We start from the raw sequence: 12573 nt of genomic DNA, 5'->3' as shown, positions 1-12573 counted from the left end.
TGTTAATTTGATGAGTAGAAAGAAGAGAGTGCATTATCAAAAGAAAGTAGAATTTCTTTAGAGTAACCAATAACCATATACCAAGGAGAAATAATTTTTTCAAAGTAAATACTAAATTTAATAAGTTCTAATGCGTTGTTTATTTTATTGAAATTGGCAAGAGAAACGTCTATTTCAGTTAATATTGCTTGCCAAACATATTCAATATGTTCAAGAGCCATATTCGTATCTTCAATAAGCTGTTCAATTTCTTCTAATTCAATATAAAAAGAGCTTAAGCAAAATGATAAACTGGTATACTTATCTATATTATCATTAAGTTTTTTTACCTTTTCAATTAATTCATTTTTCTTTTTGCGTACTTTCTCTGCTTTTGCTCCAAAAATACCCCCAGTAATAATGACACCAATAATACCTGCCGCAAGCCCTGTAAAAGCAAGTCCGACATAGTTTTTATACTCCTCTTTGAGTAATGAAATATCTTCAATAAGCAGGTCTCTCTCTTCAATAAGTGAGCTACGATCATTATTATAAAACTCATTCACAAATTTCTTTTTATTTAGAATTTCATGATATATTGAATGGTGTACCGTCTCTTTACTTTCCACTCCGCCAACAATTTTATTTCTAAATATTGATAAACTTTTTTTTATTTTTAATGTTTTCTTTTTCTCTGCTGTTATATCTTTTTTCATACTTTCTAATATATGAATAAGCTGAGTTGTTACTTGTTTATCTTGATCGCTATATTGGATTTGTTCTAATTCTTTATCTGAAAGATCGCTAACTAAAGTGCCAATTTTTACTAATAATGGCATTTGGTTAATAAATGATATTATTTTTTCACCCGTAGACGTGATTTCTCTACCCATAATTTCTAGATCTATTGCTTGCTGTTTTATATTGTACTCAATTTTATTCCACTCAAAAGCATGCTCACGCATTCTAACAAAAAGGGATAAGATATTATCCGGAGAGAGTTGAGGTACACTTATTTCATTATAACCAACAAAATCGATAACATCTTCTTGTGTGAAAGGAAGGGAAAGTGTTTTATTAACATAAGATTTTATTTTAATTAAATCATGTGAAGTAACTATGCCAGGTAATCGACCATTTTTGATACCCTTTCCTAATATTAAGCCGAGTGCAACTTTAGGGATATCCGGTGATTCAATAATTTGATCAACCTGTTCAAAGATGGTTGTATCCATATAACCTCTCTTATGTATAATGATTTTTTATCTATACAGCATGTTTTTAGAATGATTTGTTTACTATTTAGAATTTACAGATTAATGCTCCTACTTTGTAACATGAAAAATACAAAACTTTGATAAATGACAAAGGTTATAATTAATCAGTCCTTTGATAATTCTTATAGAGACGTATAATCTCCTTTTTAATTAGTTGTGGGTATTTGGAGTGGAAAAGGTTAATCCTGTGTTTTCGACACTGTACGAAAAAGTTAAAAAAATAAATCTGACAGCACAAGGTAATCTTTTACATTTGAAAGTCGCCTTGCCGTCAGATGTTTCGTTCTCATTGCTCTCATGGCTTGCTGCTCAGGTGTATTATCCGCAATTTTATTGGCAGCACCGCGATGAGAGTGAAGAAGTGGCAGTGTGTGGGCAATTATGTTGCTTTAATCATATTCAAGACGCTCGCCAATTTTTAGCAACGCATCAGTCTGGTCTAAATATTGATGATGTGCGTATTTGGGGCTTAAATGCGTGGGATACCATTATTCCTGGCCGTATAGATGAGATAAACGGGGATGATGCCTATCTTTTTTTACCTAGGATTGAAATTAGACGCCACCAGCAAGAGCTTTCTGTTCATTTAAATTTACTTGATGACGCTGATAAAAAAGACACCTTAGATTTTCTGCAAACATTAAATCAATCGCTAGATATTGAGCCTCTCTCTGTTTCTGTGACTCAAGTTAATCACTCTTTAACGCAAGAGCAATGGACTCATTATCTTAATATTGCATTAGATGAAATTAACCAAGGCTTATTTGAAAAAGTGGTGCCAGCAAGGGCTACGTGCTTAACATTGGATAATCCACTTAAAGCTATTCAATTTATGAAAGCAAGTCGTGATGTCAATCATCATTGCTATCATTATATGTTGGCATTTTCACCTTCAGATGCCTTTATGGGATCAACACCTGAAAGATTATATAAACGTGATGAGTTGATGCTGTATACCGAAGCGTTAGCAGGAACCGTAGCGAGTTCGGATAATGAGCAACAAGCAATAGCATTTGCAGATTGGCTGATGAATGACAAAAAAAATCAGCATGAAAATTTGGTTGTCGTTGATGATATTTGTCAACGATTACAAGGTGGTGTTGACGGTATCGATGTCTCTCCAGCTGATGTTATCCGCTTACGGAAAGTGCAGCATCTTCGTCGTTATATTCATGGAAAGTTAATTAATTCAAATGATATTGATTGTTTAAAACGATTACAGCCAACTGCGGCGGTGTGTGGATTACCAAGAAGTGTTGCACGCGCTTTTATTCGTAAACATGAGCCTTTTGAGCGCCGTTGGTATGCTGGATCCGCTGGGTATTTATCGCTTCCTCATGCAGAATTTGCAGTAAGCTTGCGTTGCGGTGAGTTGCATGATGATACCTTGACGCTATATGCGGGTGCGGGTGTTGTGGCCGACTCTGATCCACAGCAAGAGTGGGTAGAAATTGAAAATAAAGCGGCAGGTTTACGAACGTTGCTGGAAAAAGAGAGTTAATTTTCTACCGAAAATCGGAGTTAAAATAAATAGCATCAGCAATAATAATCATAATTTGATGAGTATTTTTTAAGCCAGTTATTTAGTGCTACTCTTCAAATAACCACTGCTAGTTGTTAATTAATTGATGCTATTCTTTAGCTCTGTAGCGTTATTTATTCTTATTCTTAATGATAAAAAAGAGCGCTTTGAAAATAAGGCGGACAATTTGCCTAAATAATGCACTCTTTGAGTGTTTTCTTTAACGATTTATTTAACGAAAACTTCTGTTCATTGAACTAGGCTAAGGAAAAGTATTTAGGAACAGATATTATAATAGCAATTGCAGGTTTTCGTTGTTGGGATGATCAATGTCTAATAGTTCGTTTAATCGCCAATGGGCTAAAGTTATACTCGAAACTTTGACTCGTCATGGTTTACGCCATATCTGTATCGCACCTGGATCTCGTTCGACTCCTTTAACACTTGCAGCTGCCGCTAATCAAAAATTAATATGTCATACGCATTTTGATGAACGTGGGCTTGGGCATTTAGCCTTGGGATTAGCAAAAGCGTCAAAAGAGCCTGTGGCGGTGATTGTGACATCAGGTACCGCTGTCGCTAATTTGTATCCGGCATTAATTGAAGCGGGATTAACGGGGGAGCGTGTTATCTTTTTAACCGCAGACCGACCGCCCGAATTAATTGATTGCGGTGCAAATCAAGCTATCCGTCAGCAAGGTATCTTTGCAACGCATCCTTCACAAACACTCTCTTTACCACGACCGACAACGGATATTCCCGCAAGTTGGCTAGTTTCTACACTTGATAATGCGATGAATACATTGGTTCATGGCGCATTACACGTTAATTGTCCTTTTGCTGAACCGTTATATGGTGATGATGTTGAAACATCAACGCCATGGACTGAGGCTTTAGGAAATTGGTGGCAAAATGATAAACCGTGGTTACAAGAAACTCGTTTTAACGCCGTTTCAACACATCCTCAATGGAATGAATTACGTCAGAAAAAAGGTGTTGTGATCGCTGGGCGTATTAGCCCAGAAGAAGGGAGGGAAGTCACAAAATGGGCATCACAATTAGGTTGGCCTTTATTAGGTGATGTATTGTCCCAAACTGGACAACCGCTACCTTGTGTCGATTTATGGTTGAATAACTCGCAAGCAAAATCAGAACTCAATAACGCCGAAATTGTTATTCAATTTGGCTCAAGCTTAACAGGTAAACGTTTATTGCAATGGCAAGTGGGATGTTCTCCCAACGCTTATTGGATTGTTGACTCTATTCCAGGGCGCTTAGATCCCGGGCATCATCAAGGTGAAAAATTTACATTATCACCCATGCAATGGTTAAGGGCGCATCAGGCTGTTGATAATTTACCTTGGACTAAAGCATTAACAGGTATCGCTACACAAACCTATCAAAAGGTAAGTGAAATAACGAATTATTTTGGTGAAGCGCAAGTTGCACATCAATTAGATAAATTACTTCCTAGTGATGGACAGTTATTTGTTGGCAATAGTCTGATTGTTAGATTAATCGATGCATTTGCTCAATTACCACAAGGTTATCCTGTAATGAGTAACCGAGGTGCAAGTGGTATTGATGGTTTGATTTCAACCTCTGCGGGTGTTCACCGCGCGACAAAAAAGCCAACATTAACAATTTTGGGCGATTTATCGGCACTGTATGATCTGAATAGCTTAGCGTTACATCAACAAGTTTATGCGCCTAATGTTATTATCGTGGTGAATAATAATGGTGGACAAATATTTTCTATGTTACCCACGCCAGAGGCAGAGCGAGAACGTTTTTACTGTATGCCTCACTCATTAAATTTCAAACATGCAGCCGCAATGTTTGGCTTGCATTATGTATCACCAACAAGTTGGGATGCACTGTTAACGACTGTTCAGGAATGCTGGACAGGGGCGCCAACAACGACATTAATTGAATTAATTGTTGATGATACTGATGGTGCAAAAACATTAAATCAGCTGGTAAAACAGGTAACATCTCATGACTTTAGCATGTCAGCGATATAATACCCATAACGAAGGGCCTTGGTTAGTTTGGTTGCATGGGCTATTAGGTGAAGGTTGTGAATGGGAGCCTGTCATTCAGGCTTGCCATGAATATCCATCACTTGTGATTGATTTGCCTCGTCATGGTGGTTCTGCATCTATCAGTGCGAAGGATTTTGTTGAAGTTAGTACATTACTAACTGACACATTAAAAGAACAACGTATCGATCATTATTGGTTAATTGGTTACTCGTTAGGTGGCAGGATCTCGATGTATCATGCATGTTTTGGTGATACAACAGGATTAATGGGATTGATTGTAGAAGGTGGCAACCCAGGTTTATATGATGCAATAGAAAGGCAAAGTCGCATTGCACATGATAAACGTTGGGCTGAGCGTTTTCGTAATGAACCTATTTGTGATGTATTAACACAATGGTATCAACAACCCGTGTTTGCTGATCTTAGTGACAAAAACCGACGATTATTGGTTGAAAAACGTCGTCATAATGCGGGGTTTTGTATTGCAGAAAGTTTAGAGATGCTTTCTTTAGGCCATCAGCCTTGGTTAGTCTCTGAATTGCAGCAACTCACTTTGCCATTTATTTGGCTTTGTGGTGAGAAAGATAGAAAATTTCAAGCGATAGCGCAGCAATATTCGCTACCATTAACGACTATCCCGCAAGCTGGGCATAATGCGCATCAGGCACAGCCAGCGGCTTATGCTGCGGTGATAAATCATGTTTTATCCCTCTTTGGTTAAAGGAACCTAATTATGCTTTACCCGAGCGAAGAAAAGTTATATGCACCGATTGAATGGTTAGATTGTTCTGAAGGTTTTGAAGATATTCTCTACCATAAATCAGTCGATGGTATTGCAAAAATTACGATTAACCGCCCGCAAGTGCGTAATGCTTTCCGTCCTTTGACAGTGAAAGAGATGATCCAAGCATTAGCTGATGCACGTTATGATGACACAATTGGTACTATCATTTTAACGGGTGCGGGTGAAAAAGCATTCTGTGCGGGTGGTGACCAAAAAATTCGTGGTGACTACGGTGGATATCGCGATGATAGCGGTACACATCACCTAAACGTGTTGGATTTCCAACGCCAAATCCGTACTTGTCCGAAACCGGTTGTGGCAATGGTCGCTGGTTATTCTATTGGTGGTGGCCATGTGCTTCATATGATGTGTGACTTAACTATCGCGGCAGAAAACGCTATCTTTGGTCAAACAGGCCCTAAAGTGGGTTCTTTTGATGGTGGTTGGGGTGCTTCTTATATGGCCCGTATTGTTGGTCAAAAGAAAGCACGCGAAATTTGGTTCTTATGCCGTCAATATGATGCAAAAGAAGCATTAGAGATGGGCTTGGTTAACACTGTTGTTCCTTATGCCTCTCTTGAAAAAGAAACCGTTCGTTGGTGTCGTGAAATGCTTGAAAACAGTCCAATGGCATTACGTTGCTTGAAAGCAGCATTAAATGCGGATTGTGATGGTCAAGCAGGCCTGCAAGAATTAGCCGGTAATGCAACTATGCTGTTTTATATGACGGATGAAGGTCAAGAAGGTCGCAATGCCTTTAACGAAAAACGTCAACCTGATTTCTCTCGATTTAAACGTAACCCATAATGAGAAACGCCAAACTCTATTCATTCAGCCTACCTGTAGATGCAGGCGTTGTTCTGCGCTATCAAAGGCTAAAAACGCGTGATGGTTTTCTTGTCTGTTTAGAGCAAAATGGCAAACAAGGATGGGGTGAAATTTCACCTCTTCCTGAGTTTAGCCGTGAAACTTTAGAGCAAGCACAAGCATCAGCGCAATCTTGGTTAACTGCGTGGTGTGCGGGGGAAAACCCAGAGCACAGTGGACTGCCAAGCGTGGCATTTGGCCTAAGTTGTGCATTAGCAGAGCTTGAAGGCACATTGCCACTAGAGGCAAACTATCGCGCGGCACCTTTATGTAATGGCGACCCTGATGATTTGATTTTAAGCCTTAATGATATGGAAGGTGAGAAAGTCGCTAAAATCAAGGTGGGATTATATGAAGCGGTACGTGATGGAATAGTTGTTAACCTGCTATTAGAAGCCATTCCAGACTTAAAATTAAGATTGGATGCGAACAGAAGCTGGACACCAGCTAAAGCAGAAGGATTTGCGAAGTATGTAAACCCTGCATGGCGCGATCGCATTGCATTCTTAGAAGAGCCTTGTAAAACACCAGAAGAGTCGCTGGCTTTTTCGCAAGCAACAGGAATTAATATTGCTTGGGATGAAACAGTACGAGATGACGGGTTTGAAATAAAACCACAACCTGGTGTTACTACCATTGTGATAAAACCCACACTGGTGGGAAGCCTTGAACGTTGTCGCTCTTTAGTTGAGCAAGCACATGCTTTAGGGCTTGATGCTATTATTAGTTCAAGCATTGAAAGTAGCTTTGGGCTTACTCAATTAGCAAGAATTGCACAATGGTTAACGCCAAATAGTATTCCAGGACTGGATACCGTTGATTTAATTAAGCAGCAGCTTATTCGTCCTTGGCCAGATGTGGATATTCCGCTTATCTCTCTTGAACAGCTAGAGACTGTATGGCAACAGTAGCTCCATTTAAACAATGGCCGTGGCATCACTGGGCACAATTAAGCCCAAATGAAACGGCCATCATTTCAGGTGATTTACCTATTACATGGCAACAATTAAGTTGTCATATTAATCAATTAGCAAAACATTTTATTAAGCAGGGTGTTAATACCCAAAGCACAGTATTGTTACGTGGCAAAAATCATATCAATCTTGTTTTTACACTACTCGCTATTTTTCAATGTGGTGCGAAGGTTTTACCTCTAAATCCACAACTTCCTAAGTCCTTATTAGATGATTTACTGCCCCATTTAAACATTGATTTTTATGCTGATCTGAGTGAATCAATACAGGATCTAGAGGCTACCTTGCTTGATCTTAATGGTGTTGAGTTTGATAACAGATCACGCCAGCATAAAAATGAAATTTGGGATATATCATGGGCGCCTTCTCGTATGGCGACACTGATCTTGACCTCTGGATCATCTGGCTTACCTAAAGCTGCTGTACATACATTTGAAGCACATCTTTGTAGCGCTGAGGGTGTTCTATCATTAATACCTTTTGAAAAAAATGATAGCTGGTTGCTCTCTTTACCTCTATTTCATGTATCTGGGCAAGGTATTCTTTGGCGTTGGTTGTTACGTGGTGCAACGCTAGTGGTACGTGATATGCATCCTTTTAAAAAAGCGCTACAAGGTTGCACTCATGCTTCTTTAGTACCTACTCAACTTTGGCGTTTCTTGCAAAATAGTACTCAACAAGATAATCAGCAGCCTACTACCTTAAGATCTGTTTTATTAGGTGGAGCGATGATCCCTATTGAGTTAACACAAGATGCAGAACATCGTGGAATTCAGTGTTGGTGTGGTTATGGAATGACAGAAATGGCTTCTACTATTTGTGCAAAGCGTGCAGATGGTAAAGCAGGAGTAGGACTTCCACTAAAAGGCAAAGAAGTTAGGTTAGTGGATGATGAACTCCAGATAATGTCTGACAGTGTTGCGCTGGGGTATTGGTTTGACAGTAAATTAAAACCGCTATCGCTTACGGCTGATGGCTGGTATTCAACACGAGATAAAGGCTGTTTTAGTGCAGGCGAGTGGTGTGTTTTAGGCCGTTTAGACAATCTTTTTTTCAGTGCGGGTGAAGGAATTCAGCCAGAAGATATTGAAAAAATCCTTAATACACATCCAAGTGTTAGCCAATCTTTTGTTGTTCCTATCGATGATGCTGAATTTGGACAACGCCCAGTCGCAGTTGTGGATGCTGATATTGAAATAATCAATCAATTACCACAGTGGTATCACTCCCAATTAGCCGGATTTCAACGACCTGTTGCTTGCTTACAACTTCCTGAAAGTCTTAAAAATGGGGGAATAAAAATCTCCCGTAAACAAGTGCAAGAATGGGTGAAAGGGCAATTGTTAAGTTGATATTTATTTTTCACATTTTCTCTCAAAATCTATATTGTTAATGTAAAGCGTCGATAAAGAGGGGGGATAGTGAACAGGTTTCTTATGAGAAAGGCGCCCGAAGGCGCCTTATTGTTTTGCCGAGTTGCTCACAAGGCTTCTTATTATGCAGTTACTTAGCTTCTGCTTTTGCTAAAGCTTTCATTGCTTTTTCAACACCAGCGCCATATTCAGGATGGACTTTCTTAAATAAGGCAATTTGGCGTTTTTGTGTATCTTTACTTGCTTGGATTAATTCACCCGCGATGCGAGCAAACATACGTTGATGCTCTTCATCACTCAGTAATTCATACAGTGCACGAGGTTGGCTGAAATAATCTTCGTCTTCACGATGGTTCCAGTGATCTGCTGCACCTTCAATCGATAATGGTGGCTCTTTAAAATTAGGCTGTTCTTGGAACATACCACCATTATTTGGCTCATAAGTAATACCGCTACCACTATTGCCATCAACACGCATTGCACCATCACGATGATAATTATGGAATGGACATTTGGGTGCATTAACTGGGATCTGATGATGGTTAACACCTAAACGATAACGATGAGCATCACCGTAAGAGAATAGGCGGCCTTGTAGCATTTTATCTGGAGAGAATCCGATACCAGGAACAATGTTAGCAGGACTAAATGCTGCTTGTTCAACATCAGAAAAATAGTTCTCAGGATTACGGTTTAACTCAAAGTAACCCACATCAATTAATGGATAATCCGCATGAGGCCAAACTTTGGTTAAATCAAAAGGATTATAAGGTACAGTTGATGCTTCTTTTTCTGGCATCACTTGAATTTGTAAATTCCAACGTGGGAAATCACCGCGCTCAATAGCATCAAATAAGTCACGCTGTGAACTTTCTCTGTCTTGACCTACGAGGGTTTGTGCTTCATCGTCCATAAGGTTTTTAATGCCTTGTTGGCAACGGAAGTGGAATTTAACCCAAAAACGCTCATTATCTTTATTAATAAAGCTGTAGGTATGGCTACCAAAGCCGTGAATAAAGCGGTAGCTTTGTGGTAAACCACGGTCACTCATATCAATGGTTAATTGATGTAATGCTTCAGGTAAATGAGAGAAGAAGTCCCATTTATATGCCATATTGCGTAGGTTAGTTTTAGGGTCGCGTTTTACAACGTGGTTTAAGTCAGGGAATTTCAGCGCATCACGAAGATAGAAAACAGGGGTATTGTTACCCACCATATCCCAGTTACCTTCTTCAGTGTAAAATTTTAATGCAAAACCACGAATGTCACGTTCTGCATCTGCGGCACCTCTTTCACCAGCAACTGTTGAAAAGCGAGCAAACATTTCTGTTTTTTTGCCCACTTTAGAGAAAATTTTAGCGCGAGTATATTGTGTAATATCGTGAGTAACTTTAAATGTGCCAAAAGCGCCTGAGCCTTTTGCGTGCATACGTCTTTCAGGAATAACTTCACGATCAAAGTGAGCAAGTTTCTCTAGAAACCAGACATCTTGAAGCAACATTGGGCCACGAGGGCCTGCGGTCATTGAGTTATTATTGTCTACAACAGGTGCACCAGACGCCGTTGTTAGCTTTTTCTTTTCCATCACATATCTCCAGTTTATGAAATAGTAAACGTTCTAAAAAAATAGCATGTGTGAATAAAACGAAGCAAACAGCCTTATACTTATTATGGTTAATATTGACTGCAATTCCACTTTAACAATATTGACCTCATTAATAAAACCAATTAGACCAATAATATTGATAGTCGTAACTTATTTACATAGATTGAAAATTCTACAGATTAGCTTTCAATTTTGACTCAAATTGTTTAATAAATTTGTTGTATAATTATAAGTTAGGACAATTATTTGCTGGGGTAATAACAATGAAAAAATATTTATTGGTCGGCGCTATAAGTACACTATTTATGGCGGCAAATGCCAATGCAGTCTCAATGAATATTCAAGCAGGCAAACACTACACTGATGTTCGTGCAGGACTAGGTGATCCTAATGCGGGCCTTTCGTTTAATGGTAACTGGGCACGTAGCGATCATGATGGTCAATTAGGTAGCCTTGGTGCAAAATTTGCACTCCCTTTAGGTCCTTTTTCAGCAAGTGTTGGTGGTAAAGCACTCTATTTATCACCAAAAAATGGTGATGATGGCGCTGCTTTAGCAGGCGGTGTTGGACTTAACTGGGATGTTTTACCCTCTTTAAGTGTTTATGGTGAGGCTTATGGCTCTCCTGAAGGATTAACGTCTGGTAGCAAATCTTATTATGAAGCCGATGTGGGCGCACAATTAACAGTGTTTAAACCATTGCATGTCAATGCAGGTTATCGTGTGATTGAAATCGAAAACTCACATAATAGAAGTAATAATAAATTAGCTGATGGTTTCTATGTTGGTGCAGGTTTAAGTTTCTAAGCAAAACTTGCAGTAACGTTAAATAAAAAGCAGGTGTTGAAACAATCAACACCTGCTTTTTTGTTGTCTGTATAAAAAAATGATTAACCGACTTGAGGCAATAAACCAAAAGTGATGGCGACTTGAATACCGATCACAACTAAGCCACAAGTAAAGACAACGGCTAATGCACCTTTTCCACCCTTGACTTTGTATTTATCAGTGCTGTGTTGCTCTTGTCTTACTTTCCAAACTAATAAAGCAGGTAGTAGCAGTGCCAAAATAGATAATGCAATGGCAGCATAAGCTAATGCTTGTACAAAGTTAGGAAAATAAAGAGCACAAAGTAAAGGTGGAACGAATGTTAATAAGCTTGACTGCATACGACCTGTTGCACGATTACTGCGTTTAAATAGGTCAGCAAGATAATCAAATAAGCCTAGTGCAACACCAAGGAAGGATGTAGCTAATGCCAATGCGGCAAATAGGTTTACCGCAATATTGACGCGAGGCGTTGCAACGACATCGCGGATAGCGGTAAGTAGGCCATTTAAACCTGATTGTTGCGCCATAATTCCCATAAAGGTATTTGTAGGAATGGCTCCTAATGTGGCAATTTGCCATAAAATATAGGCAACAAGAGGGATCGCACTACCAGTAATAAAGATAATACGTAACTTTCTAATATCACCATTCATATAACTTACAATACTTGGCACGCTACCGTGAAAACCAAATGAAGTAAAAATAACAGGAATAGCAGAAAGAATAAGCCCTTGAGCGACAGGCATTGACGTTAAATTGACGCTTTCAACGTGAGGTAACATCACAACCAGCATAAAGATTAAGAAGAAAACTTTTGCTGTAAATAGCAGTCGATTGATCATATCAACTGATGTGGTACCAATACCCACCACAGCACCGCCAATCACTGTAAAGATAATAATACCTTGTGTGACAGAGAGTTCATGACCAATCCATGAAGATAGGGTAGATGAAAGCAATTCACCAGCACCGCTAATATAAGCTGTCGTCAATGCATACATCAATAAGAGTAGAGCAAGTCCAGTGATCACTTGACCACCAACACCAAGATAACGCTTAGCAATTGAACCAAGACCAGTATGAGGATCGTTGTATTGATAAACTTCCACTAGCAAGAGTGCGGTATAACTCATTAATAACCACAGTCCTACGAGTAATAGCATAATAGTACCAAAGCCAATACCCACCGCAGCCAGTGGCATTGCCAACATGCCTGCCCCAATTGTTGTTCCTGCAACAATAAAAACACTACCTATAGTGCGATTTTTCACTAAGTCCTCTGCTTGCTTGCTATTTTATTTATATAAAATGCAGAG

At 39.1% G+C, this 12573-nt stretch carries 10 protein-coding genes; 7 read left to right on the top strand and 3 right to left on the bottom strand.

Annotation, left to right across the window (positions count from 1 at the left end; translation table 11 throughout):
• Positions 1 to 2: 2 nt before the first annotated feature.
• Positions 3 to 1214 (bottom strand): alpha-xenorhabdolysin family binary toxin subunit A, encoded by a 1212-nt coding sequence (locus tag ABN256_RS04240; protein WP_196553758.1) that lies wholly within the window; start codon positions 1212 to 1214, stop codon positions 3 to 5.
• A gap of 211 nt (positions 1215 to 1425) precedes the next feature.
• On the opposite strand from ABN256_RS04240, the gene ABN256_RS04235 reads away from it, so the two are divergent.
• The 6 genes from ABN256_RS04235 to menE all read left to right on the top strand — a co-directional run bounded on the left by ABN256_RS04235 (position 1426) and on the right by menE (position 8800).
• Positions 1426 to 2757: an isochorismate synthase gene (locus ABN256_RS04235; protein WP_349439172.1), complete on the top strand. Its 1332-nt coding sequence runs from the start codon at positions 1426 to 1428 to the stop codon at positions 2755 to 2757.
• A 350-nt stretch (positions 2758 to 3107) separates the two neighbouring features.
• On the top strand, positions 3108 to 4802 hold the full coding sequence (menD, locus tag ABN256_RS04230; protein ID WP_349439170.1) for a 2-succinyl-5-enolpyruvyl-6-hydroxy-3-cyclohexene-1-carboxylic-acid synthase: 1695 nt from the start codon (positions 3108 to 3110) through the stop codon (positions 4800 to 4802).
• Positions 4777 to 5544, top strand: coding sequence for a 2-succinyl-6-hydroxy-2,4-cyclohexadiene-1-carboxylate synthase (gene menH / locus ABN256_RS04225; protein ID WP_349439169.1), 768 nt, complete (start codon positions 4777 to 4779; stop codon positions 5542 to 5544). The genes menD and menH overlap by 26 nt, the downstream gene beginning before the upstream one ends.
• A 12-nt stretch (positions 5545 to 5556) precedes the next feature.
• The gene (gene menB / locus ABN256_RS04220; protein ID WP_036935597.1) at positions 5557 to 6414 is read left to right on the top strand and encodes a 1,4-dihydroxy-2-naphthoyl-CoA synthase; all 858 of its coding nucleotides are present in this window, start codon (positions 5557 to 5559) and stop codon (positions 6412 to 6414) included.
• Positions 6414 to 7385 carry an o-succinylbenzoate synthase gene (gene menC / locus ABN256_RS04215; protein ID WP_197269024.1) on the top strand — a complete coding sequence of 324 codons (972 nt, stop codon included), beginning with the start codon at positions 6414 to 6416 and terminating at the stop codon, positions 7383 to 7385. Before menB ends, menC begins: the two co-directional genes overlap by 1 nt.
• Positions 7373 to 8800 carry an o-succinylbenzoate--CoA ligase gene (gene menE / locus ABN256_RS04210; RefSeq protein ID WP_197269025.1) on the top strand — a complete coding sequence of 476 codons (1428 nt, stop codon included), beginning with the start codon at positions 7373 to 7375 and terminating at the stop codon, positions 8798 to 8800. Before menC ends, menE begins: the two co-directional genes overlap by 13 nt.
• Before the next feature lie 151 nt (positions 8801 to 8951).
• On the opposite strand, the gene ABN256_RS04205 is transcribed toward menE, so the two are convergent.
• A complete protein-coding gene (locus ABN256_RS04205; protein ID WP_072068593.1) occupies positions 8952 to 10406 on the bottom strand; it encodes a catalase in 1455 nt (484 codons plus the stop codon).
• 284 nt (positions 10407 to 10690) lie between these two features.
• Between ABN256_RS04205 and ABN256_RS04200 the strand changes: the two genes are divergently transcribed.
• The gene (locus tag ABN256_RS04200; protein ID WP_349439168.1) at positions 10691 to 11233 is read left to right on the top strand and encodes a YfaZ family outer membrane protein; all 543 of its coding nucleotides are present in this window, start codon (positions 10691 to 10693) and stop codon (positions 11231 to 11233) included.
• Positions 11234 to 11316: 83 nt separating this feature from the next.
• Here the strand turns inward: ABN256_RS04200 and tyrP are convergent, their stop codons facing one another.
• Entirely contained in the window at positions 11317 to 12528 is a 1212-nt protein-coding gene (gene tyrP, locus ABN256_RS04195; protein ID WP_196553751.1) for a tyrosine transporter TyrP, read from the bottom strand.
• Positions 12529 to 12573 lie beyond the last annotated feature (45 nt).

The sequence above is a fragment of the Proteus sp. fly-1008 genome, from assembly GCF_040140305.1.
In the GTDB taxonomy this organism is placed as follows: domain Bacteria; phylum Pseudomonadota; class Gammaproteobacteria; order Enterobacterales; family Enterobacteriaceae; genus Proteus; species Proteus vulgaris_B.
This window is presented reverse-complemented; position numbering and strand designations above follow the sequence as displayed.